The sequence below is a fragment of the Marinomonas aquiplantarum genome (genome assembly GCF_003314975.1).
Classification (GTDB): domain Bacteria; phylum Pseudomonadota; class Gammaproteobacteria; order Pseudomonadales; family Marinomonadaceae; genus Marinomonas; species Marinomonas aquiplantarum.
Window position 1 is genome coordinate 221,118 of sequence record NZ_QNRF01000005.1, and the last position, 24,987, is coordinate 246,104.

Annotated in this window: 29 protein-coding genes; 25 read left to right on the forward strand and 4 right to left on the reverse strand. The window is 43.3% G+C overall.

Annotated features, from left to right (window positions below; genetic code table 11):
* The first annotated feature begins 85 nt into the window (after window positions 1–85).
* Genes DFP76_RS11210 through DFP76_RS11245 form a run of 8 tightly spaced genes read left to right on the forward strand, consistent with a single transcriptional unit; the run spans window position 86 to window position 7,347 of the window.
* A complete protein-coding gene (locus tag DFP76_RS11210; protein ID WP_113874729.1) occupies window positions 86–1,417 on the forward strand; it encodes a DEAD/DEAH box helicase in 1,332 nt (443 codons plus the stop codon).
* A 23-nt stretch (window positions 1,418–1,440) separates the two neighbouring features.
* Window positions 1,441–2,862, forward strand: a complete 1,422-nt coding sequence (locus DFP76_RS11215) for a protein adenylyltransferase SelO (RefSeq protein ID WP_113874730.1) — start codon at window positions 1,441–1,443, stop codon at window positions 2,860–2,862.
* A 28-nt stretch (window positions 2,863–2,890) separates the two neighbouring features.
* Window positions 2,891–3,922 carry an NAD(P)H-dependent glycerol-3-phosphate dehydrogenase gene (locus DFP76_RS11220; protein WP_113874731.1) on the forward strand — a complete coding sequence of 344 codons (1,032 nt, stop codon included), beginning with the start codon at window positions 2,891–2,893 and terminating at the stop codon, window positions 3,920–3,922.
* Window positions 3,915–4,199: a DUF4389 domain-containing protein gene (locus DFP76_RS11225; protein WP_113874732.1), complete on the forward strand. Its 285-nt coding sequence runs from the start codon at window positions 3,915–3,917 to the stop codon at window positions 4,197–4,199. The genes DFP76_RS11220 and DFP76_RS11225 overlap by 8 nt, the downstream gene beginning before the upstream one ends.
* Window positions 4,186–4,665 carry a phosphohistidine phosphatase SixA gene (gene sixA / locus DFP76_RS11230; RefSeq protein ID WP_245931921.1) on the forward strand — a complete coding sequence of 160 codons (480 nt, stop codon included), beginning with the start codon at window positions 4,186–4,188 and terminating at the stop codon, window positions 4,663–4,665. Before DFP76_RS11225 ends, sixA begins: the two co-directional genes overlap by 14 nt.
* Before the next feature lie 34 nt (window positions 4,666–4,699).
* Window positions 4,700–5,563 carry an alpha/beta fold hydrolase gene (locus DFP76_RS11235; protein ID WP_113874733.1) on the forward strand — a complete coding sequence of 288 codons (864 nt, stop codon included), beginning with the start codon at window positions 4,700–4,702 and terminating at the stop codon, window positions 5,561–5,563.
* Window positions 5,564–5,599: 36 nt separating this feature from the next.
* Entirely contained in the window at window positions 5,600–6,394 is a 795-nt protein-coding gene (locus DFP76_RS11240) for a DUF4892 domain-containing protein (RefSeq protein WP_113874734.1), read from the forward strand.
* 14 nt (window positions 6,395–6,408) lie between these two features.
* Window positions 6,409–7,347 (forward strand): patatin-like phospholipase family protein, encoded by a 939-nt coding sequence (locus DFP76_RS11245; RefSeq protein WP_113874735.1) that lies wholly within the window; start codon window positions 6,409–6,411, stop codon window positions 7,345–7,347.
* On the opposite strand, the gene DFP76_RS11250 is transcribed toward DFP76_RS11245, so the two are convergent.
* Complete coding sequence (locus DFP76_RS11250) at window positions 7,310–7,942, reverse strand: Maf family protein (protein WP_113874736.1); 633 nt, start codon at window positions 7,940–7,942, stop codon at window positions 7,310–7,312. The two genes, DFP76_RS11245 and DFP76_RS11250, sit on opposite strands and share 38 nt — an antisense overlap.
* Before the next feature lie 117 nt (window positions 7,943–8,059).
* Between DFP76_RS11250 and DFP76_RS11255 the strand changes: the two genes are divergently transcribed.
* From DFP76_RS11255 to fabF, 7 genes are all read left to right on the forward strand, one after another.
* Window positions 8,060–8,602 carry a YceD family protein gene (locus DFP76_RS11255; protein ID WP_245931922.1) on the forward strand — a complete coding sequence of 181 codons (543 nt, stop codon included), beginning with the start codon at window positions 8,060–8,062 and terminating at the stop codon, window positions 8,600–8,602.
* A 17-nt stretch (window positions 8,603–8,619) separates the two neighbouring features.
* Window positions 8,620–8,799, forward strand: coding sequence for a 50S ribosomal protein L32 (gene rpmF, locus DFP76_RS11260; protein WP_013796371.1), 180 nt, complete (start codon window positions 8,620–8,622; stop codon window positions 8,797–8,799).
* Window positions 8,800–8,810: 11 nt separating this feature from the next.
* Entirely contained in the window at window positions 8,811–9,755 is a 945-nt protein-coding gene (locus tag DFP76_RS11265) for a fatty acid synthesis protein (protein ID WP_113874738.1), read from the forward strand.
* Complete coding sequence (gene fabD / locus DFP76_RS11270; protein ID WP_113874739.1) at window positions 9,755–10,678, forward strand: ACP S-malonyltransferase; 924 nt, start codon at window positions 9,755–9,757, stop codon at window positions 10,676–10,678. The genes DFP76_RS11265 and fabD overlap by 1 nt, the downstream gene beginning before the upstream one ends.
* A gap of 35 nt (window positions 10,679–10,713) precedes the next feature.
* Window positions 10,714–11,448: a 3-oxoacyl-ACP reductase FabG gene (gene fabG / locus DFP76_RS11275; protein WP_063334304.1), complete on the forward strand. Its 735-nt coding sequence runs from the start codon at window positions 10,714–10,716 to the stop codon at window positions 11,446–11,448.
* 130 nt (window positions 11,449–11,578) lie between these two features.
* Window positions 11,579–11,812, forward strand: a complete 234-nt coding sequence (gene acpP, locus DFP76_RS11280) for an acyl carrier protein (RefSeq protein ID WP_013796367.1) — start codon at window positions 11,579–11,581, stop codon at window positions 11,810–11,812.
* A 106-nt stretch (window positions 11,813–11,918) separates the two neighbouring features.
* Window positions 11,919–13,157, forward strand: coding sequence for a beta-ketoacyl-ACP synthase II (gene fabF, locus DFP76_RS11285; protein WP_113874740.1), 1,239 nt, complete (start codon window positions 11,919–11,921; stop codon window positions 13,155–13,157).
* 37 nt (window positions 13,158–13,194) lie between these two features.
* Here fabF and DFP76_RS11290 read toward each other — a convergent pair whose 3' ends face one another.
* Window positions 13,195–13,602: a PA2817 family protein gene (locus DFP76_RS11290; protein ID WP_113874741.1), complete on the reverse strand. Its 408-nt coding sequence runs from the start codon at window positions 13,600–13,602 to the stop codon at window positions 13,195–13,197.
* A 60-nt stretch (window positions 13,603–13,662) separates the two neighbouring features.
* Here DFP76_RS11290 and DFP76_RS11295 point away from each other — a divergent pair, with 60 nt between their 5' ends.
* The 3 genes from DFP76_RS11295 to queF are packed head-to-tail and all read left to right on the forward strand — an operon-like array spanning window position 13,663 to window position 16,182.
* On the forward strand, window positions 13,663–14,577 hold the full coding sequence (locus tag DFP76_RS11295; RefSeq protein WP_113874742.1) for an ABC transporter ATP-binding protein: 915 nt from the start codon (window positions 13,663–13,665) through the stop codon (window positions 14,575–14,577).
* 4 nt (window positions 14,578–14,581) lie between these two features.
* Entirely contained in the window at window positions 14,582–15,355 is a 774-nt protein-coding gene (locus tag DFP76_RS11300) for an ABC transporter permease (RefSeq protein ID WP_113874743.1), read from the forward strand.
* An 8-nt stretch (window positions 15,356–15,363) separates the two neighbouring features.
* Window positions 15,364–16,182, forward strand: a complete 819-nt coding sequence (queF, locus tag DFP76_RS11305; RefSeq protein ID WP_113874744.1) for an NADPH-dependent 7-cyano-7-deazaguanine reductase QueF — start codon at window positions 15,364–15,366, stop codon at window positions 16,180–16,182.
* Window positions 16,183–16,252: 70 nt separating this feature from the next.
* Here the strand turns inward: queF and DFP76_RS11310 are convergent, their stop codons facing one another.
* A complete protein-coding gene (locus tag DFP76_RS11310; protein WP_113874745.1) occupies window positions 16,253–17,134 on the reverse strand; it encodes an AEC family transporter in 882 nt (293 codons plus the stop codon).
* Between the two features lie 48 nt (window positions 17,135–17,182).
* Between DFP76_RS11310 and DFP76_RS11315 the strand changes: the two genes are divergently transcribed.
* A complete protein-coding gene (locus DFP76_RS11315; protein ID WP_113874746.1) occupies window positions 17,183–18,163 on the forward strand; it encodes an aldo/keto reductase in 981 nt (326 codons plus the stop codon).
* 55 nt (window positions 18,164–18,218) lie between these two features.
* On the opposite strand, the gene bcp is transcribed toward DFP76_RS11315, so the two are convergent.
* A complete protein-coding gene (bcp, locus tag DFP76_RS11320; protein WP_113874747.1) occupies window positions 18,219–18,668 on the reverse strand; it encodes a thioredoxin-dependent thiol peroxidase in 450 nt (149 codons plus the stop codon).
* 181 nt (window positions 18,669–18,849) lie between these two features.
* On the opposite strand from bcp, the gene dapA reads away from it, so the two are divergent.
* From dapA to DFP76_RS11350, 6 genes are all read left to right on the forward strand, one after another.
* Window positions 18,850–19,731, forward strand: coding sequence for a 4-hydroxy-tetrahydrodipicolinate synthase (dapA, locus tag DFP76_RS11325; RefSeq protein ID WP_113874748.1), 882 nt, complete (start codon window positions 18,850–18,852; stop codon window positions 19,729–19,731).
* Entirely contained in the window at window positions 19,728–20,810 is a 1,083-nt protein-coding gene (locus DFP76_RS11330; protein ID WP_113874749.1) for a hypothetical protein, read from the forward strand. The genes dapA and DFP76_RS11330 overlap by 4 nt, the downstream gene beginning before the upstream one ends.
* A 40-nt stretch (window positions 20,811–20,850) precedes the next feature.
* Entirely contained in the window at window positions 20,851–21,567 is a 717-nt protein-coding gene (purC, locus tag DFP76_RS11335) for a phosphoribosylaminoimidazolesuccinocarboxamide synthase (RefSeq protein WP_113874750.1), read from the forward strand.
* Window positions 21,568–21,630: 63 nt separating this feature from the next.
* Window positions 21,631–22,875, forward strand: a complete 1,245-nt coding sequence (locus DFP76_RS11340) for a lipoprotein-releasing ABC transporter permease subunit (protein ID WP_113874751.1) — start codon at window positions 21,631–21,633, stop codon at window positions 22,873–22,875.
* The gene (locus DFP76_RS11345) at window positions 22,868–23,560 is read left to right on the forward strand and encodes an ABC transporter ATP-binding protein (RefSeq protein ID WP_113874752.1); all 693 of its coding nucleotides are present in this window, start codon (window positions 22,868–22,870) and stop codon (window positions 23,558–23,560) included. Before DFP76_RS11340 ends, DFP76_RS11345 begins: the two co-directional genes overlap by 8 nt.
* 334 nt (window positions 23,561–23,894) lie before the next feature.
* Window positions 23,895–24,878: a sugar phosphate isomerase/epimerase family protein gene (locus DFP76_RS11350; protein WP_113874753.1), complete on the forward strand. Its 984-nt coding sequence runs from the start codon at window positions 23,895–23,897 to the stop codon at window positions 24,876–24,878.
* Window positions 24,879–24,987 lie beyond the last annotated feature (109 nt).

A 24,987-nucleotide genomic window follows, 5' to 3' on the forward strand; every position in this document is an offset into this window, starting at 1 on the left:
GGAAAAGATGATAAAGCTGGATCAATTAGGTACACTCCATGCTCAGATAATTAACCTCTAACCGAAGAAGTGTATAGATTCCGATATGGAAAACCAAAATCAAGACGTAGCACCAGAAAGTACCCCGAAACCGAAACGAACTCGTCGTCAGAATAAGCGACCTAGAAAAGCTCAAGGTAAGACGAGTGAAGCAAAAATGGATGAAGCGACGTCGAATAAAGGTGTGTGGTCTATTGATGATTTTCAGGTGCCAGAAGTGGAAGGCAAATTGCGCTTTCATGATCTGAATTTGCCGGATCGAGTGTTAAAATCCATTGCTGAAATGGGGTTTGAATACTGCAGTGAGATACAAGCAGAAACCTTGCCAACCACATTGCAAGGTTATGACATCATAGGTCAGGCTCAAACGGGTACCGGTAAAACGGCCGCTTTTTTGATTGCTATGATCACAGATTTTCTTGATTACCCATTAGAAGAAGAGCGAGCGAACAACCTTGCTCGTGGTTTGATTATTGCGCCAACCCGTGAATTGGCATTACAGATAGCGGATGAAGCGGTAAAACTAACCGCTAACTGTCATTTGAATGTTGTGGCGTTGGTTGGTGGGTTAAGCTACGAAAAGCAAAAGCAGGCTTTGCAAACTGAAAATGTAGACATTCTTGTGGCTACTCCGGGCCGATTGTTGGATTTTGCGCGCAGTCGTAAAGTCTTACTAAACAAAGTGGAGTGTTTGGTTCTGGATGAAGCAGACCGTATGTTGTCTATGGGCTTTATTCCTGATGTAAAAAGCATTATTCGTATGACGCCGCATAAAGAAACACGTCAAACTATGCTGTTTAGTGCTACTTTCCCGAAAGACATTCAAGCGTTGGCTAAGCAGTGGACGTATTTTCCGAAAGAAGTGTCTGTTGTACCGAAAGAAGCAACCAATCAAAACATTGATCAAGTCATTTATACGGTTGAAGCCGATCAAAAGTGGCCTGTGTTAAAACAGTTGATCGAAGAAAATGGCAGTCAACGAACCATTATTTTCGCCAATCGTCGAGATGAAACTCGTGATCTGTACGAACGTTTGAAAATGGAAAAAATCAATTGTGCTATTTTGTCAGGCGAAGTCGCGCAAGATAAGCGAGTGAAAACGCTTAAAAGCTTCAAAGACGGTAGTATCCAAGTGTTGGTGGCAACCGATGTTGCTGGTCGTGGTATCCACGTTGATAACGTTGAATTAGTGGTGAATTACGCTTTGCCTGAAGACCCTGAAGATTATGTACACCGTATTGGTCGTACTGGTCGAGGTGGTGAAACGGGTAAATCGGTTAGTTTTGCCAGTGAAGACGATGCTTTTATGATTCCTGAAATTGAAAAAACGGTAGGGGAAAGTATTCGTTGTGAGTACATGGTAGACATGTCTAAATAAGTAAATCTAACGAGTAGGCTAGGATGAACTTAGAACATCATTATGCAACTCTGGGTGACGCTTTTTACACGCATGTGGCGGTTCAGCCACTTCATGAGCAGCGTTTGGTTGAATTTAACCAAACGCTAGCCACTTCCTTATCGATTGATATCAAATCTCCTCACACCAAAGCGTTACTGATGGGCGAAGTAACTTTGCCGCAGAGCTTAAGTATGGTTTACGCAGGCCATCAGTTTGGTGGTTTTTCACCTCAGCTGGGTGACGGGCGAGGTGTGTTACTGGGTGAAGTTCGTGGTCAGGATGGTCTTTTATATGATTTGCATATGAAAGGGGCCGGACCGACGCCTTATTCTCGACGAGGGGATGGTCGTGCGGTACTAAGATCCTGTATTCGCGAATATTTGGCCAGTGAAGCCATGTCTGCTTTGTCTATTCCAAGTTCGCGAGCGTTGGCACTATTTGATAGTCGGGAAGCGGTTTACAGAGAAAGACCTGAGCCCGGAGCTATGCTGTTGCGAACAGCAAACGGGCACATTCGTTTCGGCCATTTTGAGTTTTTCTTTTACCAAGGTAAACAGGCTGAATTAGATCAGTTGATTGAACATTGTCTAGAATATTATTACCCAGAGTGTCTTCGTGCAGAACATCCCCTTGTCGCTATGTTGCTGGCAGTGGTGAAGCGAACGGCGCAGATGATTGCCAAGTGGCAGGCTGTCGGTTTTCAGCATGGGGTTATGAATACGGATAACTTTTCCATTACTGGGGAGACCATTGATTATGGTCCATATGGTTTTATGGAAGACTTTGATGAATCATGGGTATGCAATCATTCTGATTATGAAGGGCGTTATGCTTTTTCGCGTCAACCAGGTGTTGGGTTATGGAATTTGAATTGTTTGATGCGTTGCTTTTCTAAGCATTTAGAGCGAGATCAATTAGTTTCAATTTTACAAACCTATGAAGCCGAGCTACAGCAACATTATGACGACTTGATGCTGGCGAAAATGGGACTGGAAAAAACCACAGATCTTCATGATTTGTTGCCTTCAATGTTTCAATTACTGGCTAAAGAAAAAATGGATTACAGTGTGTTCTTCCGATTGTTGGCTCAGTTAGAAGAGGCTGAATTTGATCTGTTGTTGGATGAAGTCGTAGATCGTCAGGCTTTATCAGCATGGTTGCAGCGATATCAGGCCGCTCGACAATCGAATGCGCTATCTTGGAGTGATGTGTCAGAGGCTATGCTAGCGGTCAATCCCAAATTTGTACTGAGAAATTACTTGGCGCACAGTGCCATTCAGGCGGCTGAGCAGGGCGATTATTTGCCCTTCAGACGTTTGTTAAATGTTTTAAACTCCCCCTTCGAAGAGCACCCAGAGTCTGATGAGCTCGCTCAAAGGTCGCCTGAATGGGGAAAATCCTTAGAAGTCAGTTGTTCATCCTAACGTTAAGATGGCAAGAAAGGAACAGATCATGATTAAGCATTCAGTATGTGTTTTAGGTGGCGGAAGTTTTGGTACCGCACTAGCCAATATTATGGCAACGAATGGTCACCAAGTGAGTCAATGGATGCGTAACGAGCAACAAGTTGAAGAGATTAATTTAACCGGATTGAACAGCCGTTATCTTCCTAATGCTCCTTTGCATCAAGAGTTGTTGGCTACCAGTAATTTAGAGCAAGCGATACGTGACAGTGATACAGTATTTGTGTCCATTCCTTCTAAATCTTTTGAGCAAGTGGTTGAGCGAATAGAGCCGCTGCTGACACCAGATAAGATCCTAATTAGTACGACTAAGGGATTCAACCCGAATCGCTTTGAGTTGATGAGCGATGTGTTGAAGCGAAATGCAGTGACGCAAAAAATTGGGGTGTTAAGCGGTCCTAATTTAGCGAAAGAGATTGCTGCTGGTCAGATGACAGGCTCTGTTATCGCCAGCTCTGATGACTTAGTTCGTCATCGAGTGATAGAGTTACTTAAATCACCTACTTTTCGTGTATACGAAAATGCTGACAGCAAGGGTGTGGAATTAGCGGGTGCATTAAAAAACATCTATGCGATTGTATGTGGTTTGGCAAAAGCGCTTAAAGTGGGCGAGAATACCATGTCGATGATCATGACCCGTAGTTTGGCTGAAATGAGTCGGTTTGCTGTGCACTTTGGTGCCAATCCGATGACCTTTTTAGGTTTGGCTGGAATGGGCGACTTGATTGCCACTTGCACTTCGCCATTAAGTCGCAACTACCGGGTTGGTTTTGCTATTGGATCTGGCCAAAACTTAGATGACGCGGTTGGTTCGATTGGTGAAGTGGCAGAAGGGGTTAATACCCTGAAAATGGTGGTTGAGGAGGCTCATAAGCATGGTCTTTATATGCCACTTGCTGAAGGTCTGTTTAAATTGATTTTTGACGGTGCTACTTTGGACTCTCTTATTGGTTCTATGATGACAGGTGAGCAGAAGTGGGACGTTGAATTTGCAACGAATGAGGAGAATAAACATGTCTAAACCAGGTTATGCTAAACAAGACTTTTGGTTTCGTTTGATCTTTATGGTGTTTTATTGGTTTGTTCTAAATTTGGCTCTAACTGTATTTGGTATCTTGGTGGTGTTGGTCAGTTTGGTAAAGTTAGGCTCAAAGCATGAGCCTGTTACTTTGGCTTGTTGGCTAACCAATGTCTCCGCTTTTATCGGTCAAATATTTGCTTATTTGTCTTATGTAGATGAGGAAAAACCTTTTCCTTTTCAACCTTGGCCGCAAGTTACGCCTGATGATGAAGCCTAAGCGTCTATATGTTTTGCGTCATGGTAACGCTGCGCCTTATTGTCATGGCGGGGATGAGTTACGAGAGTTAACCGATCTTGGGGTAGCTGAGGTAAAGTCAGCGGCTCAATCGTTCATGGCAAAGTCCGAGGTGTTTGATCGTGTGTTTGTTAGTCCGTATGTTCGAGCTCAACAGACGGCAAAAATATTTTTGGCTCAATTGGACGTGAGTGTGTCCTTTGATACGACAGCAAAGATAACGCCATCCGGTCAGTTATCTGATGTGGTGGACTGGTTACAGCAGCAGGATGGCGAGTCGATTTTATTGGTGACACATCAACCCTTTGCGCAACAGCTTGTGGAATATTTAAGTGACGAGCCATTGCCGCTTCAATTTGCTATGACAACGGCCACAATGGCTGCTTTAGAAGGGGATTTATTAGCGCCAGCTTGCTGTCAATTTCGTTGGTATACTTCCCCTAGATAATGATAATAACTCTCATAGATTGGTAGTACGTATTATGGGACATGACATCGTATATAAGCTAGCACATACTGAGCTGGCGGCCATTCAATGGCTTTCTAAAGATTCCTCTGACATTAAAATTTTATCCCTTCATGGGTGGTTGGATAATGCTGGCAGTTTTAGTCAGCTTGCTCCTTATTTGTCTGATTACTCCCATACCGCATTGGATTTGGCGGGGCATGGATTATCGAGCCATCGTCCTGCGGGCAGCTTTTATCACTTATGGGATTATGTTCTGGATGTGGTGTCGATATTAAATCAATCTAAGCAAAGTGTATGGTTGATAGGGCACAGTATGGGCGGTGCCGTTGCTATGTTGGTGGCCGCCATTGCTCCGGATAAAGTCCGCGGTTTAATTGTTTTGGATAACGTAGGGCCAATGAGTGGGACGGCTTCGGAGCGAGTGGTTCATTTACAGCGAGCTGTGAACAAAATGGCCAAGCTAAAGCAAGGCAGAGAAACCGGTTATCCATCAGAAGAGGCAATGGTGCTGGCGAGAATGGAGGGTTTTACTAAACTTTCTAAAGCCGCATCACAAAGTTTGGTGGATCGAGGGGCTAAATTGGCAGAGTCACAGCGCTGGGTTTGGCGTCATGATGTAAAACTGACGTTTCCATCACCTTTTCGCATGGATGAAGCTGGTGTTGAGGCGTTTATCCAAGAGATTAAATGTCCAACGTTAGTGTTGTTGGCAAAAGACGGTATTTATCAAAGCCATCCAGAAGCGGTCGATCAGCGTATAAAGCAATTTCCTTGGGTGAAAATGAAGTGGCTCGAGGGGAATCATCATTTTCATCTGGAGCCTGATAGCTGTTTTGAAGTGGCCACAGAAATTAAGCAATTTATTGATCAAAATTAATTGGCCACAGGTTAGCTTGTGTAAGGGTAAGAAATTATGGTTAAGCTCGGTCTTTTTGCATTGTTAGGTTTTTCTTGGGCGAGCTTTACGTTTGCTGATTCATTAGGGGTTGAGAGCTACCGAGATGCGCAACTGGTGAAAAGTCGTTCCGAGCAGGCTGTATCAGTTGAAGTGCCATTAGCAAAGATTCAACGATCAGGTCGTGGTTGGGAGCCAGAGAAGGTTGAGCGTTTAACGGGAAATCTTGTGACTTCCTTGTATAAAATTGATCGTAACGCGCTTTTAACCGATGTTTACCAGCACTACTACGCTGAATTAACGAAAAATAATCATCAGATCTTGTTTGAGTGTCAGAGTCGTAGCTGTGGTAGCAGTAATGCTTGGGCAAATAACTTTTTTGACGATTACTTGTTGTATGGCTCAGATCAAAGTCAGTCTCTATTGGTGGTGAAAACAGCCAGCAGTTTGTATCAAATATTGTATGTAAACCGCCGTGGTGCGGGTGATGTTATGGTGCGTTTAGATCAAGTGGCTATGCCTAACGAAGATATGGCGTTTGTTAATGTCATGGCGCAACACGATATCAATGACATACCTCGTATCCGTCGTTTATTAACCGATTTACCTGCTGGGCAATCAGTCATTGGTTTTGTCACTAGTCAGCAACGAGATAGAGAGTCCGCGGTGAGTGTAGGAGATCGTTATATTGAAGATTTGATTTCCGGACTGGGAGTGCGTTTGGCGGAAAAAGTGCGTTTTATTAATTTAGCCGATATGGGACGAGCGTCTCTTGGTGTGGATCGCGTGAGTTTTGTGATGGCTAGGCCATAGTTTTAGGAAGTAACATGGAAAAAGTTGAAAGGAAAAAAACGGTTTCTTTAGTTTTGGGAAGTGGCGCGGCGCGTGGTCATGCACATATTGGCGTGATACAGGCAATTGAAGAACAAGGTTACGATATTGTTAGTATTTCAGGTTGTTCTATTGGGGCCATTGTCGGTGGAGCTTATGCCGCGGGATGCTTTGATGAATATAAAGAATGGGCCTTGTCTTTAGATAAAGTGAGCGTGCTCAGGCTCCTGGATATGTCAATTTTCAATGGCGGCTATATTAAGGGTGATAAATTTTTTGAGAGGATTGAAGAAATTATTGGTACTCCCTCAATTGAGGAATTACCTATAGATTACACCGCGGTTGCGGTTGATCTGCTGTACCAAAAGGAGTTTTGGTTTCAGCGTGGTGATTTAATCAGTGCAATGCGTGCATCGTCTGCAATTCCCTCTATTGTGTCTCCGGTATCAATTAATGGTCGTAAGTATGTCGATGGTGGTGTATTGAATCCATTGCCAATTATTCCGTCTGTGCCTGTTGGGGCTGATTATATTATCGCCGTGGATTTGAATGGACCAGCTGATAATCTGGCTCGTATGGCAGAAAAAGAGGAAGAAGCTGAAGGTGATGGTCCTGCTTGGTGGAGCAGTGCAAAAAGCTTATTTTCTAAGCACAAGCAAGACGAAGTGGAGGCAAATTCAAATTATGACGCTGAAAGCTGGGGGCGCTTGCAAACCATTAACATGATGTTTGAAACCATGCAGGAGTCGCTAACTCAATACAAACTGGCAGGTTACCCGCCAGATTTGTTGATATCCATACCGAAAGATATTTCAGGCTTCTATGAATTTTGGCGAGCTGAAGAGTTGGTTGAATTTGGTTATCAGGTTGCTCGTAAGGCAGTTACCGATCTTGAGTCTAATCAATCGATTTATCACTCATTTCCAAAGGGTTGATGCCCTGATTTCTAAGTAATCGACACAACTCAATCAATGGTAGGCCGATCAATGAATTTGGGTCATTGCCTGCCATTTTCTCAAACAGGGTGACTCCTAGCCCTTCACACTTGAAGCTGCCTGCACAATCAAGGGGTTGTTCAATCTCAATATAGTGCTTTATTTCCGTGTCACTTAAGGAGCGAAAATGCACATCATACTGACTCAAGCTGTATTCGTAATTATTGGTGATGCTATTGTAAACACACAGCCCAGTTAAAAAGCTGACTTTACGTCCACTGAATTTTGTAAGTTGTTGTATGGCTTTCTGGTGAGTGTGTGGCTTGCCAAGAATGACACCGTCTAATACAGCGACTTGATCGGATGTAATTATGATGTCGCAAACTTCATCTGCTGAGGTTTTTTGTTCTTTTAGTTGTTTGGCAACGGCTTCAGCTTTTTCAATGCTGAGTCGTGCTACTAGTTGTTGCGGTGTTTCTGCTGGGTGTGCCTCTTCATTTATATCTGGTGATAGGCATTCAAATGTCAGTTGTAAGCGTTCTAGTAACGCCTTTCGATAAGGAGAGGAGGAGCCTAGAATGATGTTTTTTTGCATGTTAATTCAACCAGATTGCAGTGGAGTGAATGAATTTTACTTTTTTTTGCCTATCTGTTTCAAAATAAAGTGAAAAAAAGCGTTTAAAGCGTACTTAGACTTTGACAATAGCGCCCCTTGGCAATATCATTTGCCGCCATGTTAAATGACACATTACCTAAATATTTTGACCCTCGTAAATATGCTAACAATGAGTTGGCATTCGAAGGGAACATGCCCCTTAATCAATTTGAGGAGCTTTGTGCTATTTTAGCCTCTGATGAGGGTAATGCATTTATACATTTAGACTTTAGAGTTGATGAGGATAGGCGATATATTGCTACCGGATCATTGACTGCAAATGTACAGGTTGTTTGTCAGCGTTGTATGGGTGCGGTTCATCATGATTTGGAGGTCGATCTTGCATTGGGTTTCGTCTATGACGAAGATCATGCTAAGAATCTTCCTAACAATTACGATCCTGTTGTCATGACCGATGGTGAAGTAATTTTAGCAGACATGGTTGAGCAAGAAATTATACTCGCTTTACCTATAGTCGCTTATCACGAAGAAAGTGGTTGCAACCCAACAGCTCAAAAGTATGCATCGTCTACCGATGACGCAGCGGATGACGAAAAACCGAATCCATTTAGTATATTGGCCCAATTAAAGGCTAAGTAAAGTTAGGAGCTCCAAAAATGGCAGTACAAAAAAGTAAAGTAACTCGTTCACGTCGCGGCCAGCGTCGTTCACACGATGCTTTGACTAGCGCAACACTATCTGTAGAAAAGACAACTGGTGAACTTCACCGTCGTCACCACATTTCTGCAGACGGCTTTTACCGTGGCCGTCAAGTTATCGCCCCTAAAGGTGAGTAACTAAGATACCCATGATCAGGGTAGCTTTAGACGCTATGGGCGGGGACTTAGGTCCCCGCATTGCTTTTGAGGGTGCGGTCTCGATATTGTCTCAATATCCGGATGTCGTGATTACTCTCTACTACACTCCAATTGATGGGCTTGATCTGCCTGCACATCATGATCGCTTAACATTGATCGCTTGTCGCGACGTGATTAAAGCGGATGAAGAGATTGTTTTATCTCTATTTCGTCGACACGATACCTCACTTTATCAATCCATTAATGCATTATCATCGGGCGCAGCTGATGTAGTTGTAACTCTTGGTAATACAGGCGTTATGGTGGCTTTAGCGAGACATCTGCTAGGAGTTATCCGGCCGAAGTTATACCCAGCATTAATTCGCGAATTGTATTCAAATCCACTGAGATGTTTGGTTGACCTGGGCGCCAATGTGCATTGTCCAGCTTCTATGTTGGTAGGATTTGCAGAGTTGGGAGCGGCTTACGTCGAGGCATTAAGTGATGAGACTCCCAATGTTGGTCTGCTCAATGTTGGCGTGGAGAGTTCAAAGGGAAGTGTGGTAATAAAAGAAGCCGATGCCCTTTTAATTGATAAGAGCTGGCCTAATTATTTAGGGTATGCTGAAGGAACTGATCTATTTGAAGGCGAAAAAAATGTCATCGTTTGTGATGGTATGGTTGGCAATGCTGTCCTAAAAGCTTCGGAAGGTCTGCTGTCTTTTTTGATGAATAAATTTGGTGATTCAAAACAGGTTGCGCCTGTTTTTGAGACTTTTTACCAAACTGAACGTCGCCATGGTGCTTGCCTAGTGGGTGTACGTGGCAATTTGGTAAAAGGTCATGGTCGCTCTGATCTGCCTGCTATGATTGGGGCGATAGAATATGGAATGGATATTGCGCGGGCTAATTTAAGTGAAGCCATTGAGTCGCGACTTAGTAAAGAGGAGATGTGATGAGCACAACAACAGCGTTTGTTTTTCCGGGTCAAGGTTCTCAACAATTGGGGATGTTGGCTGATTTAGCTGAAAAACACGACATTATTCAGCAAACTTTTGCTGAAGCGTCTGAAGTACTTGGTTATGATCTGTGGGATCTTGTGCAGAATGATGCCGAGAAACTTAGTCAAACCGATAAAACTCAGCCAGCGCTTCTTACGGCAAGTGTTGCTTTGTGGCGTTTATGGGAGCAACAGGGCGGTGATCAGCCTGCTTATGTCGCAGGTCATAGTCTTGGTGAATATTCTGCTTTAGTGTGTTCTGGTGTTATGGCTTTTGCTGACGCTGTGGCGCTGGTTAAGTTGCGTGGTGAATATATGCAGCAGGCTGTTCCTGCTGGTGAAGGTGCAATGGCGGCGATCATTGGTTTGGATGATGCTAAAGTCGTCGCAGCCTGTGAGGCGGCAGACGGAATTGTTAGTGCCGTTAACTTCAACTCCCCAGGTCAAGTCGTTATTGCGGGTCATGTTGCAGCCGTTGAAGCAGCAATGGAAAACGCAAAAGAGGCCGGTGCTAAACGTGCTTTGCCTTTACCTGTTAGCGTGCCATCGCACTGTGAATTAATGATTCCAGCTGGTGAAAAACTGGCGGTTAAGTTAAATTCTATTGAATTCAAAGAGCCGACCTGTACTTTGGTGCAAAATGTGACTGGTCAGGCCGTTTCCGATCCGCAGGTAATCAAAGCAAACTTGGTGGCACAGCTGAGTGAACCAGTGTTGTGGACACAGTCTGTGTTATTGCTGTCTGAGCTGGGTGTGACCACAACGATTGAGTGTGGTCCTGGCAAGGTGTTGAGTGGATTGAACAAACGAATTGTCAAAGGACTAGCTGCGTCTTCTATTGGAGATTTGGCTGGCTTTGAATCAACTTTGGCTGGATAAGTATTCAGTTTAATTTGTAAATATTGGAGACAGGCATGAGTCTTGAAGGAAAAATTGCCCTAGTGACAGGAGCGACACGCGGCATAGGTAAAGCCATTGCAACCGTTCTTGCTGAGCAGGGTGCAACGGTAATTGGAACTGCGACAAGTGAATCTGGTGCGCAAAGTATTAGCGAATACCTAGGTGAAAATGGTAAAGGTTGGGTTTTGGATGTGTCATCCAGTGATTCAGTTGATGCTGTTGTTAAAGAAATTACAGCTGAGTTCGGTGCGCCAACTATTTTGGTGAACAATGCCGGTATTACTCGCGATAATTTAATGATGCGCATGAAAGAAGATGAGTGGGAGCAAGTGGTAAACACTAACCTGACATCTGTCTTCCGTGTGACAAAAGCTTGCTTGCGCGGCATGACCAAGGCAAAATTTGGTCGAGTGATTAGCATTAGTTCAGTGGTTGGCTCTATGGGGAATGGTGGACAAACTAACTATTCTGCAGCGAAAGCGGGTCTAGAAGGGTTTAGTCGCTCTTTGGCTGCTGAAATTGCTTCTCGTGGCATTACTATTAATTGTGTTGCCCCAGGCTTTATTGAAACAGATATGACTAAGGTGTTACCAGAAGAGCACAAAGCCAAATTGGTTGAAAAAGTGCCTTCCGCTCGTCTTGGTCAACCTGAAGAAATTGCGGCTGCTGTCGCATTTTTGGCGTCGCAAGGCGCTGCTTACATCACCGGTGAGACCTTACATGTCAACGGTGGCATGTATATGTCGTAATTTGAGTTGAATTTTAGTTTTAATTCAACGAAAATACGTCTCCGGTTCATGTTGAGAATCATGCCGTAAGGCGATCGAATATTATAATATGCTCACAATGAGCTGTTAATGAGTAGAGTAGGAACTTCTAATGAGTAGCATTGAAGAACGCGTTAAAAAAATTGTTTGTGAACAACTAGGTGTTAAAGAGGAAGAGGTTGTCGCTTCAGCATCTTTTGTTGATGACCTAGGTGCAGATTCCCTAGACACAGTTGAGTTGGTTATGGCTCTTGAAGAGGAATTCGATACTGAAATTCCTGATGAAGAAGCTGAAAAAATCACTACAGTACAAGCAGCGAACGACTACATCAACGCTAACTTGTAATCTATTGGTGAACTGAGTTTCCCGAAAAGCCGCTTGTATTCGCTACAGCGGCTTTTCTTATTAATAGCCATCTCAAGTTGTGGTGGTGGATTTCTGGAGGAATCTTATGTCTCGTCGTCGGGTTGTAGTCACTGGTATGGGAATGGTGACACCCCTTGGCAATAATGTGAAAGATACGTGGGATAATATATTAGAAGGCAAAAGTGGTGTGTCTGACATTACCTCTTTCGATACTAATCAGTTCTCCACGCGTTTTGCGGCTCAAGTAAGTGACTTTGATGCGACTCAATATATGAGCGTTAAAGAAGCACGCAAAATGGATCTTTTTATTCAATATGGTATCGCCGCTGCTGTTCAAGCACTGGAGGATGCTGACATTCGTGATGAGACAGTGGATCTGGCTCGCGTTGGTTGTGCAATAGGTTCGGGCATTGGTGGTCTGCCAATGATTGAAAAAAATCTAGAGCTATTGAATGAATCCGGCCCTAAACGTATTTCGCCTTTTTTTGTTCCAGGCGCGATTATAAATATGATTTCTGGCCACGTAGCGATACGTTTTGGCTTTAAAGGACCGAATATTTCAATTGTGACAGCGTGTACTACGGGCACTCACAATATCGGCATGGCTGGTAGAATGATTGCTTATGGTGATGCAGATGTCATGATTGCGGGGGGCGCTGAAATGGCGATCACTCCACTAGGAATTGGGGGCTTCGGGGCAGCGAGGGCCTTATCAACCCGTAATGACGATCCTAAAACAGCGAGTCGTCCTTGGGATAAAGACCGCGATGGTTTTGTTATGGGTGACGGTTCCGGCATTCTTGTACTAGAGGAATATGAGCAGGCTGTTGCACGTGGTGCGACCATTTATGCGGAATTGGCAGGATTCGGTATGAGTGATGATGCGCATCATATGACCGCGCCGCCAGAAGGTGGTGAAGGTGCTACGGCTGCGATGACGGCCGCTCTGAACGATGCAGGAATTGCCGCAATGGAAATTGATTACATCAATGCCCACGGTACATCCACTTTGGCTGGGGATTTAGCCGAAACTCAAGCTGTAAAATCGGTAATGGGAGAAGACGCTTCTGACGTGGCCATTAGCTCAACTAAGTCTATGATTGGGCATTTGTTGGGCGCATCTGGTGCCGTCGAATCTATTTTTTCTATTTTGGCGATTCGCGACCAGGTCGCGCCACCAACCATTAATTTGGAAGAAGTCGGCGAAGGTTGTGATTTAAATTATGTACCGATTACGCCACAGAAACGCAAGATAGATGTGGTGCTAAACAATTCGTTTGGCTTTGGTGGGACCAATGGCACGTTAGTGTTTAAAAAGCTATAGGCTGAGTTGGGCGGGTTTGCGCCGCCCAACTTTTCCGTTAGTGCAAGTTTTTTGATGTGTCTCTTAGCTTGTCGATTTCGTCCTGCAAATTATAGTCAATTTGTTGGCGGTCTAATTCATATAATTGATCTTCAAGCTGTTGGTAGAAATTGATTTCTTCATCGCCTAAGAAATGCAAACATTCACCGCCCATAAACCAAAGTAACTCACGTTTAATCAAGGGGACGAGGTTTGGGTAGCAGCGAATAAAGCGAGACAATACTTCTTGGGCATCAAATGTATAATCTGGTGCATTTGATTCAATGCGAGCGATTAGTTGATCCCACTTTTCAAGAAAATCAATTTCTTCTTCTGCCAGATCTGTTGTGTTAAAAGGATCATGTTCGGCAATTCGCTGACGTAAGTCTGCAAAGGCGCTCAGTATGTATTGTGTGCGTGATTCCACGTAAAACCCTATTTAATTAGTAACTATTGAGTCGGCTGATGCCGTACGAGAGCGGTAATTATGACATATGCGATCGAAATTAGTGACCTCAAAAAGCGTTATGAAAGTGGTTTTGAGGCATTAAAAGGCGTAAACCTAACGGTAGAGAAGGGCGATTTCTTTGCTTTACTTGGTCCAAACGGAGCGGGCAAGTCTACTACCATTGGCATTCTGTGTTCTTTAGTCAATAAATCTTCAGGTAAAGTGGCGATTTTTGGTGAAGACATCGATAAAAATTTTGCCAAAGCAAAACAGTATCTAGGGGTCGTGCCACAAGAGTTTAATTTTAATGTGTTTGAGACGGTCTTTAATGTTGTTGTAACCCAAGCTGGCTTTTATGGCATTGATAAAGAGACTGCCGCTAAGCGTGCCGAAAAATACCTTAAAGAGCTGGATTTGTGGGATAAGAAAGACGTTCAATCTCGCATGTTGTCGGGTGGAATGAAGCGTCGTCTAATGATTGCTCGAGCGTTAATTCATGAGCCTGAAGTGTTAATTTTGGATGAGCCTACTGCTGGCGTGGACATTGAGCTGCGTCGCTCTATGTGGGAATTCATTAAAGGATTAAATGAAAATGGTACCACTATTATTTTAACCACCCATTATCTCGAAGAAGCTGAGCAGCTCTGCCGTAATATCGCCATTATCAATGCGGGTGAAATTGTTGAAAACACCAGTGTCAAAGCGCTCTTAAAAACGCTTAATCAAGAAACCTTTATTTTGGATTTGGATCAAGCTTTACCGCTGGACTGGTCGATTGAAGGCTTTAATGTCGTTTTGAATAATGACGGCAGCAGTTTGGAAGTAGAGGTGGTAAAAGGGCAATCGATAAATCGTATATTCAGTGCTTTAGATCAGGCGAATGTGAATGTGGTTAGCATGCGCAATAAGTCGAATCGATTGGAAGAGCTGTTTGTTAAATTGATTAAAGGCTAAGTAGATGAAAAACTCAGAAATTTGGATTGCATTCTATACCATTTTGGTGAGAGAAATTCGCCGTTTTACACGTATTTGGCCGCAAACTCTGTTACCACCAGCCATTACCATGACCTTGTATTTTGCTATTTTTGGTAATTTGATTGGTGACCGTATTGGTGAAATGGGCGGCTTTAGTTACATGCAATACATTGTGCCTGGTTTGATTATGATGTCGGTAATTACCAACTCGTATTCAAATGTGTCGTCCTCTTTCTTTTCGGCGAAGTTTCAGCACAGCATTCAAGAGTTACTTGTTTCGCCAACGCCTAATTGGGTTATCCTGCTAGGGTATGTGCTAGGTGGGGTTGCTCGTGGCTTGTTTGTTGGCTTCATTGTAACCATTTTGTCGCTTTTCTTTACTCACTTAGCACTAGAAAACCTATTTTTAACAGTGTTGGTGGTTTGCCTGACTGCCATCATGTTCTCGCTTGGTGGCTTTGTGAACGCGATTTATGCTCGTAGTTTCGATGATGTTTCCATTGTTCCTACTTTTATTTTGACGCCTTTAACCTACTTGGGTGGGGTGTTTTATTCGATTGATTTACTGTCTGACTTTTGGCAGTCGGTATCTTTATTGAATCCAGTTCTGTATATGGTGAATGCCTTCCGTTACGGGATTTTAGGTGTCTCTGATATCAATATATATTGGGCCCTAGTGATGGTGAGTGTGTTTATTGTGGTTTTGTTTTGGTACGGTTTGCGTTTGCTCAATCAGGGCAAAGGCATTCGAAGTTGAGGTAAGTTATGGGCTTTTTACCCTTAGGTCAGCAAACGGAGTATGTTTCTGAATACGATGCAGGGTTGCTTTATCCCATTGCACGGGTTGATAAATGGACAGAGATGGGAATCGCGTCTGAACGTTTACCCTTTTATGGAGAAGACATTTGGAATGCATATGAGTTGTCTTGGTTGGATATGAATGGCAAACCTGTGGTTGCTATGGCTGAATTTCGTCTGCCATGTGAGTCGCCTAATATTATTGAGTCTAAGTCGTTCAAATTATACCTTAACTCGTTAAATCAAATGCGTTATGAGAGTCGTGATCAGGTTCAAGACATCCTTGAGAAAGACTTGTCCGCCGCCGCGGGAGCGAGCGTTAGTGTCGCCATTCGAGATCTTGATGCGATGTCCTCGTTGGTTGTGTTAACGCCAGACTATTGTATTGACGATTTGGATGTGACCATTGAGAACTATCATCCCAACAGTGACCTGTTGCAACTTGATAAAGAGGCTGGACAGGTTGAAGAGCGCTTGGTGAGTCATTTGCTCAAATCAAATTGTCCAGTGACCAATCAGCCTGATTGGGGCTCGGTGTTTATCGATTATCGTGGCCCAAAAATTCATCATGAAAGCTTGTTGAAATACATTATCTCTTTCCGTGAGCATACCGATTTTCATGAGCAATGTGTTGAGCGCATTTTTATCGACATCATGCGTCATTTTCAGCCAGAGTTTTTGACTGTGTATGCAAGATATGTGCGTCGAGGTGGTTTGGACATCAACCCATATCGTTCAACTCAGCAAGGCTTAGTCTTAGGTAATGATAGACTGAGTAGGCAGTAGGATTTGAGCCATAAAAAAACCACACATAGTGTGGTTTTTTTATGGCAAATTAAAGTCACTTCTTAATCTGTTAGAAGAGCCAGCCAAGCATTCCGCTGATGCCTAATGAAATCGGTAAGGACACTAAAATCATCAGCGCCATTTCTTCTTTTGGCCCCTTGTATTTGGTTGCTAACATATAGCTGATAACGGCCACAGGCATAGCATTCAAAATAATCAATACACTTTTCTCCACTGGGGTCAGAGGCAATAGACTGGTAATGCCTAGGGCTACCAAAGTGCCCATAAAAGGTCGATAGAAAGAGAAAAGAACAGCATTTTTCAGCTTTCCGCTGTCCTTGATAGTCAGTTTGCTTAAAGAATTTCCCAGCAGTAAGAGCATCATTGGTAAGGTGATTTGGCTGACCATTGTTAAGGTATTCATGATGGCGTCAGGCAGCTTAATGGAAAGTGATAAGGCGATAACGCCAATTAGCAGGGCAATCACAGGTCCATTCTTAAGTAACTGTTTAGGGTGGTATTGACCCGACATCAGACCCACCCCTAGGGTGAAATGGCTAATTTGTACGACCGACGATACTACAACGGCGACGGCTAGCCCAGATTCACCAAATAGAGCGTAAGCAATTGGAATGCCCAGATTACCGGCATTTGGATTCACTAAAGGTGACAGGTAAAAGCGAATGGATTGACCTGTTAGCTTAAGGAAAGCTAGAGTGATAAGTGTCATAGTGAACAATATCAGTATGCTGGCAAGTAGGATTTTTGCCATGGAATAGATTTCCATGTTCATCGATAAGACGGAAGTCAAAAGCAGTGCAGGCATACCAATATTGGATATTAGGTTACCGATTTGCGGTGCATCTAAATAATCTGTACGTTTACCTAATAAAAATCCTAGACCTGCAATCAGGATGATGGGGGTGAGAGCGAGGGTAATTGAGGAAAGCACAAATGCCTCTTAACTGCATGATTAAAATCGAAAAAATAAGGATAACAGATGAAAACAAGAATACTAGGCAAAACCGGCTGGACGATCTCAGAAATAGGCTTGGGGTGTTGGCAATTAGGTAATGATTTTGGGCCAGTTGAAGAAAGACAAGCATTAGCCGTATTAGAGGCGGCTATGGAACAAGGTATTAATTTTTTTGATACAGCTGATGTCTATGGCGCAGGGTTGAGCGAAGAGAGAATTGGTCGTTGGCTAGCCTCATCATCAAGTAAGCAAAAAATAGCAACAAAGGTCGGTCGTGACGCGGCTCTTTATCCCGACGGTTACACCAAAGAAAAAGTTAAACAGAGTCTTCAAGCCTCGGCTAAACGCTTTGGCGTTGATGTCATCAACCTCGCTCAGCTTCATTGTGTGCCGAGAGACGTTTTGTTTGCGGGCGACATATTGGCCTGGATGGAAGACTTGCAGAAGGAGGGCGTAATTGAGCATTTTGGTGCCAGTGTTGAGATGCTTGATGAAGCTAAGTTCTGTTGTCAAAGTGATAAGCTTGCTAGTTTGCAAATGCTGTTCAATGTCTTTCGTCAAGACGCCGTTGAAGAGGTCTTTCCACTCGTTGAGCAGCAAAATATTGGTGTGATTGTTCGCCTGCCCCTTGCCAGTGGTTTGTTAACAGGAAAAATGCATCACGGTTATCAATTTAGTGAACAGGATCACCGCTCTTATAATAAAGATGGAGCAGCGTTCCATGTCGGTGAAACCTTTAATGGTATTCCATTCGACACTGGAGTGGATTTAGTTAGTGAACTAAGCGCGAAGCTAACAGCCAATCAGAATGTGTTAGATGTAGCTTTACGTTGGATACTTGATCAACCACAGGTTTCAACTATTATCGCTGGGGCTAGCCAGTCGAGTCAGGTTATTCGAAATGCACAAGCATCAGAGTTGCCTGCCTTGGATGGTGAACTTCATGCTATGTTAAAGCGTTTCTATCAAACGAAAGTACGCCAGCATATTCGTGGCGGTATTTAGGTAAGAAAAATGCTCCTAAACCAGTGGCTTAGGAGCATTTTTTATTGTGATGCGGTTATTTTAAGATTTGTTCTGCGTGTGCTTTGGTTTTTACCTTTGCAATAATCTCTTCGATCACACCGTTTTCATCAATGATGAAGGTTGTACGCACTGTCCCCATGTATTCTTTACCCATGAATTTTTTCAGCTGCCAAGTGCCATAAAGTTCATGAACTTCTTTCTCGGTGTCGGCGATCAGTGGGAAAGGCAGTTCGTATTTAGCGATGAAGTTCTGGTGCTTTTTCTCGGTGTCAGGGCTAATTCCTAGTACCACGTAGCCTTGATCTAGTAACGCTTGATAATTATCGCGTAAATCACAAGCTTGAGCGGTACAACCAGGGGTGTTGTCTTTCGGGTAAAAATACAGAACGACTTTTTTACCTTTGAACTGGCTTAGGGTGATGGTTTCGCCATTTTGATCTTTAGCCGAAAAATCAGGTGCAACTTGTCCTACTTCAATGGTCATAAAATCTCTCTAAATTGTATGAAAATGATAGATATATTATTAGCTTAACAATTCAAGGCAAAAAAATCTTGTGAAACCTCGATAAGCGAAAATTACATAGGCTTTACAGCGCTCCATTATTGTTAAACCTGTGTCTGAGCGGTACTATAGGCGCGCTTATAATTTTATCGGAGACTCAAAAATGATCACAGGTAGTTTAGTTGCGCTTATCACTCCCATGTTACCCGATGGCGCTGTAGACACTGAGAAGTTGGATGATCTAATTGAGTTTCATATTAATGAAGGAACTCACGGTATTGTCGCCGTTGGTACGACAGGTGAGTCGTCTACATTAACCCATGAAGAGCATGCCAATGTGATTCGTCAGGTTGTGAAAAAAGTGAATGGACGAGTTCACGTCATTGCAGGTACTGGGGCGAATTCAACTCATGAAGCCATCGACCTTACGGCGAGTGCAAAAGAGGCTGGTGCGGATGCTTGTTTGTTAGTGACGCCTTATTACAATAAGCCAACTCAAGAGGGCTTGTATCAACATTTCAAAGCCATCGCGGAAGCCGTTGATATTCCTCAAATCCTTTATAATGTTCCCGGACGTACTGGCTGTGATATGCAGAATGAGACCGTGGTTCGTCTGACCAGCGTGAGCAATATTGTGGGCATCAAAGATGCAACGGGTGATTTGGAACGTGGGCAAGCTTTGCTAGAAGCCGTTCCTGCTGATTTTGCTGTGTATTCCGGTGATGACCCAACCGCTGTAGCACTGATGTTGTTGGGTGGTAAAGGTAATATTTCTGTGACCGCCAATGTGGCCCCTAAAGCAGTTGCTCAAGCCGCCGAGTTTGCCATTGCAGGAAATGCTGAAAAAGCCCACAGCTTAGACAGCTCCATTTCATCTTTGCATAAAAACCTATTTTTAGAATCCAATCCAATCCCAGTTAAATGGGCTGCTAGCCAGCTTGGATTGTGTCATGACGGTATTCGTTTGCCTTTGACGCCATTGTCAGAGCAATATCATGCAGCGGTTAGGCAAGCTATGGTTGAAGCAGGAGTGTTATTAGTATGAATAAGGGTTTGATTAAAGTTGTTGGTACAACAGGCGTGGCATTGACATTAACGGCTTGTAGTAGCTTTTTTACCGATCATTCAAATGATTACCAGCAAGAAGCAGGTACTCATCATACTCTAGAAGTGCCAGCGGGCTCGATAGAGTCTAAAGATGCTTTGGTTATCCCAAATGAAAATGACATAGCGGATTTGAACAATCCAGAACCGTTTGAAACGCCTCGTGCTCCATTTGTCTATTATCCAATGGATAAAGTCGCTTTTGCTGAACAAGACACATCCGTGACTTATACTCTCAACACAAAAGCTGCAGACGCAAAGCAAATCGTTGTTGATTTTCTAACTGCTCTGCATGGTGCAGGACAATCTGTTGCTTCTCAAACGGATGATACCATCACTTCTATTCCGTTTGATTTCCATCCGCAGGGCTGGTGGGCGTCATTATGGAGCGATATTACTCGCGTGCACCCTGCGAAGACGGCCTTTTTCTTCCAGTTTAATGAAACAGATGGTGTCACCACCGTGACCTTGCAATACCGAGAAGTAGAGCAGGGCGACGAGCAAACGATCAATTGGCAATCGCCTATGTCCAATCATGATGCTGAATCCGTAGCGGTTCGTCTTTGGGGAACGTTTGGTCGTCAGCTCAATCAGTCTTCTGCATATCTTTCAAATAGCAAGGATGGTGTTGCTGCCTTCCCTATTTGGGTTGACCATCAGGGGATGTATGCTATTTATTTAGGCAAAAATCTTTCTGAAGCGGAGTTTGAGGCAAAACTGAATGCATCAGGAATTTACTTAATGCCAGGTGATGAGAAGTTATTGGCACCTGTACCAGCTGATAAAGTGGCTCGTGTTGGGGATGTTATTGATTTTACGTTGCCACTGGGTGCTGATGGCAAAGAGCAGAAGTTATTCAATGTGTATCGTCGCGATCTGGACGACGTTAGCTGGCAAGAAAGAGAATACCCTTATCAAATCACTCAGCAGAAAGCAGGTAATTTCTTAGTGGTTGATGTATCTGCCCTAGAAAACCCAGAAATTGCTTCCTTTAGAATTGCACAGCGATTTGTAAAATAATTTAAGACTAACCCCTCGTAATTAAACCGGAGACTCTCCAATGGAAAAACGACAAGAGCTATATGCAGGTAAGGCAAAATCTGTATTTCGTACAGATGATCCTGACAAAATGGTTCTAGTATTTCGTGATGATACCTCAGCTTTTGATGGTAAAAAAATTGAACAGTTGGACCGCAAAGGCATGGTCAACAACAAGTTTAATGCTTTCATCATGACTAAGTTACAAGAAGCTGGCATTCCAACTCACTTTGAAAAACTGCTCAGCGACACTGAGTGTTTGGTAAAGTGTCTTGATATGATGCCAGTAGAATGTGTGGTACGTAATGTTGCGGCTGGTAGCTTGTGCCGCCGTTTAGGTGTTGAAGAGGGGACGACATTAACACCGCCAACATTTGAACTGTTTTTGAAAAACGATGAACTTGGCGATCCGATGATCAATGAGTCTCATGTTGAATCTTTTGGTTGGGCAAAAGCAGATGATTTAGCCAAAGCGAAAGAATTAACCTACAAAGTGAACCATGTTCTAAAAGAATTGTTTGCTCAAGGCGGCATGATCTTAGTGGATTACAAGTTGGAATTTGGTCTTTTCAAAGGTGAGGTTGTGTTAGGCGACGAATTTTCACCCGATGGCTGTCGTCTGTGGGACGCAGAAACCAAAGAAAAACTGGATAAAGACCGTTTCCGTCAAGGTTTAGGTAACGTGATTGAGTCATACGAGGACATTGGCCGTCGTATTGGCATCGACTTCGACGCTTAATTCGTCTTGGCAATTTGTACTAATGGAGGCTTTGTCCTCCATTTTGCCATGTAAGGGTATATTTTGATTAACTTCCTTCCGGTTACCATTGGGCTACGCTACGCTAGAGCAAAGCGTTCCAATCATTTTATTTCATTTATCAGCTTTTCATCGATCGCCGGGTTGGCGCTTGGGGTGATGGTGTTGATCACCGTTCTTTCGGTGATGAATGGCTTTGATCGTGAGCTCAGAGAGCGAATATTAGGAATGGTGCCTCATGCAACACTATGGGGAAATCCAATATTGGATGATTGGCAGGAAACTGCGAAGTTAGTTGAAAAAATGCCAAATGTGGTGGCCGTTGCCCCGCATATTCAAGCACAAGTAATGTTTCAATCAGGTGACAGTGTTCATGGTGCGATTCTCAATGGCATCAACCCTGATATGGAAAAGAAAGTATCGATTATTGACGATAATATGGCGTCCGGCTCGCTTGATGCGCTCAAAGATCAGCGCTTTGGTATTGTTCTAGGCGCTCAGTTAGCAAGACAACTCCGAGTTTCTATTGGTGATAAAGTCACAGCCATTTTGCCTAAAGCAAGCGTCTCTATTGCCGGTGTCGCACCTGTTTTAAAACGTTTTACTTTGGTGGGAACCTTTGAGGTTGGAGCCGAACTGGACAGCAGTTTGGCATACATCAACATAACAGATGCGGCAAAGTTGAAACGCTATCAACCTGGTAAGGTCGAAGCATTACGAATCTCTTTTACTGACCTGTTTGTTGCACCAAAAGAAATTTGGGACATTGCTAGAGCGGTGCCTGGGCAGAACCGTGTGAGTGATTGGACACGGACTCATGGTAATTTATTTCAAGCCATTAAGATGGAAAAGACCATGATTGGTTTGCTGCTGCTGCTGATTGTGGCAGTGGCAGCGTTTAACATTGTCTCTACTCTAGTGATGGTAGTTACCGATAAGCGTAATGACATTGCTATCTTGCGAACAATGGGCTTAACCTCAACTCAAGTTATGTGGGTTTTCATTGTTCAAGGCATGTTTATCGGTATGTTAGGGACGCTTATTGGCGTCATCCTTGGTGTCAGTTTGGCGTTGAACGTAAGCGATATTATTGCTGGTGTTCAAACTTTGTTGGGGGTGCAGTTCTTAAGTGCTGATGTGTACTTTATTAACTATTTGCCTTCACAATTAGAATGGTCTGATGTGGAATTAATCGTCACATCGGCTTTTATTATGACTGTTGTAGCGACGATATACCCAGCGTGGCGAGCTTCGAAAGTTGAGCCAGCGGAGGCGCTAAGATATGAGTGATTTAGTTTTAGAATGCGAGGCACTTTCTAAGCAATATCAAGATGGAAAGCAAACGGTTGACGTATTTCAATCTATTGATTTTGCGCTTAACAAGGGTCAAGCCTGTGCCATTGTTGGCGCTTCAGGTTCAGGTAAGACTACCTTGCTTAACTTGTTAGCTGGCTTAGATTTGGCCAGCTCAGGTGATGTAAAATTGACGCAAGTATCCTGGTCTAGTTTGAGCGATGCTAAACGTGCCAAGATTCGCAATCAAGAAATGGGCTTTGTTTATCAGTTCCATCACTTGCTTCCCGAGTTTTCCGCTTTAGAAAATGTTTTGATGCCAATGTGGATTGCTGGCATGAATAAATCCCAAGCGATTTCAAGAGGTACTGAACTATTAACTCAAGTTGGTCTTGGAGAGCGATTGAATCACAAACCGTCACAACTTTCGGGTGGTGAGCGTCAACGTGTTGCTATTGCGAGAGCTTTGGCGAACCGTCCAGCATGTGTGCTGATGGATGAGCCAACAGGTAACCTCGATGAAACGACTTCCCTAGAAGTGCAAAATCTTATTAATGAGTTGAAAGTTAAATACGATATGGCGTTTCTTATCGTAACTCATGATGAAAAAATGCTGAGTTGGATGGATTCAGCTTATCGATTGTCACAAGGCAAGCTCAGTCCAATTAAAGCCAATAGCTGACACTATATATATCATTACACCAGCCTAACTGGGTTGGTGTAATGCCTTCCTTTGCTTGATTCAAAGCACATTCGTTATTACTGCATGTGATGTTTATACGAACGCAGGTTTATATCATTTAATTTCAACTGTCTTTTTTTGTTGAAAAGCAGTCGAAGAAATTGAAGTATTAATATTTGTGAATAATTATTCTGTATTGACAATATATTCATTCCGATTTATAAATAGACCAGTTCCCAACGTAATTTTTGTTCCTGATAACAATAAATCTTGGTGGCTTTTTTCTGTTTACTGAACTTGTAACAATAAAATTAACAAAGCAATGAGGTAGGATATGTCTAGCAATCTAAAGTTTGGTGCCGGTATTTGGCACTTTGCGACTTATGTAGATCGTTACGCAACGGATGGTTATGGACCGAAAAGATCGTTACTTGAAATGATTGATTTAGCGGGTCAAGTGGATGATTTGTCGGTAGTAGACATTAACTACCCCTTTCCCGGTGGGGATGTGTCTGTTTCTGAAGTGAAAGCCGCTCTTGCGAAAAATAATCTAAGCGTGATTGGCATTACGCCAGAAATTTATACTCGTCAATTTTCCAAAGGTGCTTTTACTAATCCAGACCCTGAGGTTCGTAAATTGGCTGAGGATTTGATTGATGAAGCGGCTGATATGGTCAGAGAGTTAGGGGCTGAGTATGTAAAACTATGGCCTGGTCAAGATGGTTGGGATTACCCATTCCAAGTAGATCACCATGATTTATGGCGCCTTTCAATGGAAGGTCTGACAAATGTCGCTAAGAAAAATGCCGATTTAAAGTTTGTTGTTGAATATAAGCCACGTGAACCAAGAAATCATATGAGCTATGACAGCATGACTCGCACGCTCCTGGCCCTTGAAAAAATTAATCTACCAAACATAGGTGTGTTATTGGATTTTGGTCATGCACTTTATGGCGGTGAATCGCCAGCGGACTCAGCGCAACTGGCCATTGATTACGGACGTCTATTTGGTATGGATGTGAATGATAATCTTAGAAACTGGGATGACGATATGATTGCAGGCTCAGTACACCCTATTGAGCTAATGGAATTCTTTTATGTTTTGAGAAAAAATAATTGGCAAGGTGTATGGCAGCTTGATCAATTCCCTTTTAGAGAAGATTGTGTTGCTGCAGCCAATAGTGCGATTTCTTTTCTAAAACATATTGATAACGCATTAGATCGCATGGATTGGGAGGCCCTGAAAGAAGCTCAGAGCAAGCAAGATGCTGTCACCGCTTTGAACATTGCCAGAGAAGCCTTGTTTGGCTTCAAATAGGTGGTGATTTAGCCGTTAAAATTGGCTGAATGAGATCATTTTATTAATCAAAACCACTGTTTGAATGACATCAAGCAGTGGTTTTTTTGTTAGGTCATAGGTGAATTGT

What these genes read in the sequence shown, in the direction of transcription:
- DFP76_RS11210 (WP_113874729.1), top strand. Translation starts at nt 86, where the DNA reads ATGGAAAACCAAAATCAAGACGTAGCACCAGAAAGTACCCCGAAACCG.
- DFP76_RS11215 (WP_113874730.1), top strand. Translation starts at nt 1,441, where the DNA reads ATGAACTTAGAACATCATTATGCAACTCTGGGTGACGCTTTTTACACG.
- DFP76_RS11220 (WP_113874731.1), top strand. Translation starts at nt 2,891, where the DNA reads ATGATTAAGCATTCAGTATGTGTTTTAGGTGGCGGAAGTTTTGGTACC.
- DFP76_RS11225 (WP_113874732.1), top strand. Translation starts at nt 3,915, where the DNA reads ATGTCTAAACCAGGTTATGCTAAACAAGACTTTTGGTTTCGTTTGATC.
- sixA (WP_245931921.1), top strand. Translation starts at nt 4,186, where the DNA reads ATGATGAAGCCTAAGCGTCTATATGTTTTGCGTCATGGTAACGCTGCG.
- DFP76_RS11235 (WP_113874733.1), top strand. Translation starts at nt 4,700, where the DNA reads ATGGGACATGACATCGTATATAAGCTAGCACATACTGAGCTGGCGGCC.
- DFP76_RS11240 (WP_113874734.1), top strand. Translation starts at nt 5,600, where the DNA reads ATGGTTAAGCTCGGTCTTTTTGCATTGTTAGGTTTTTCTTGGGCGAGC.
- DFP76_RS11245 (WP_113874735.1), top strand. Translation starts at nt 6,409, where the DNA reads ATGGAAAAAGTTGAAAGGAAAAAAACGGTTTCTTTAGTTTTGGGAAGT.
- DFP76_RS11250 (WP_113874736.1), bottom strand. Translation starts at nt 7,942, where the DNA reads ATGCAAAAAAACATCATTCTAGGCTCCTCCTCTCCTTATCGAAAGGCG.
- rpmF (WP_013796371.1), top strand. Translation starts at nt 8,620, where the DNA reads ATGGCAGTACAAAAAAGTAAAGTAACTCGTTCACGTCGCGGCCAGCGT.
- DFP76_RS11265 (WP_113874738.1), top strand. Translation starts at nt 8,811, where the DNA reads ATGATCAGGGTAGCTTTAGACGCTATGGGCGGGGACTTAGGTCCCCGC.
- fabD (WP_113874739.1), top strand. Translation starts at nt 9,755, where the DNA reads ATGAGCACAACAACAGCGTTTGTTTTTCCGGGTCAAGGTTCTCAACAA.
- fabG (WP_063334304.1), top strand. Translation starts at nt 10,714, where the DNA reads ATGAGTCTTGAAGGAAAAATTGCCCTAGTGACAGGAGCGACACGCGGC.
- acpP (WP_013796367.1), top strand. Translation starts at nt 11,579, where the DNA reads ATGAGTAGCATTGAAGAACGCGTTAAAAAAATTGTTTGTGAACAACTA.
- fabF (WP_113874740.1), top strand. Translation starts at nt 11,919, where the DNA reads ATGTCTCGTCGTCGGGTTGTAGTCACTGGTATGGGAATGGTGACACCC.
- DFP76_RS11295 (WP_113874742.1), top strand. Translation starts at nt 13,663, where the DNA reads ATGACATATGCGATCGAAATTAGTGACCTCAAAAAGCGTTATGAAAGT.
- DFP76_RS11300 (WP_113874743.1), top strand. Translation starts at nt 14,582, where the DNA reads ATGAAAAACTCAGAAATTTGGATTGCATTCTATACCATTTTGGTGAGA.
- queF (WP_113874744.1), top strand. Translation starts at nt 15,364, where the DNA reads ATGGGCTTTTTACCCTTAGGTCAGCAAACGGAGTATGTTTCTGAATAC.
- DFP76_RS11315 (WP_113874746.1), top strand. Translation starts at nt 17,183, where the DNA reads ATGAAAACAAGAATACTAGGCAAAACCGGCTGGACGATCTCAGAAATA.
- bcp (WP_113874747.1), bottom strand. Translation starts at nt 18,668, where the DNA reads ATGACCATTGAAGTAGGACAAGTTGCACCTGATTTTTCGGCTAAAGAT.
- dapA (WP_113874748.1), top strand. Translation starts at nt 18,850, where the DNA reads ATGATCACAGGTAGTTTAGTTGCGCTTATCACTCCCATGTTACCCGAT.
- DFP76_RS11330 (WP_113874749.1), top strand. Translation starts at nt 19,728, where the DNA reads ATGAATAAGGGTTTGATTAAAGTTGTTGGTACAACAGGCGTGGCATTG.
- purC (WP_113874750.1), top strand. Translation starts at nt 20,851, where the DNA reads ATGGAAAAACGACAAGAGCTATATGCAGGTAAGGCAAAATCTGTATTT.
- DFP76_RS11345 (WP_113874752.1), top strand. Translation starts at nt 22,868, where the DNA reads ATGAGTGATTTAGTTTTAGAATGCGAGGCACTTTCTAAGCAATATCAA.
- DFP76_RS11350 (WP_113874753.1), top strand. Translation starts at nt 23,895, where the DNA reads ATGTCTAGCAATCTAAAGTTTGGTGCCGGTATTTGGCACTTTGCGACT.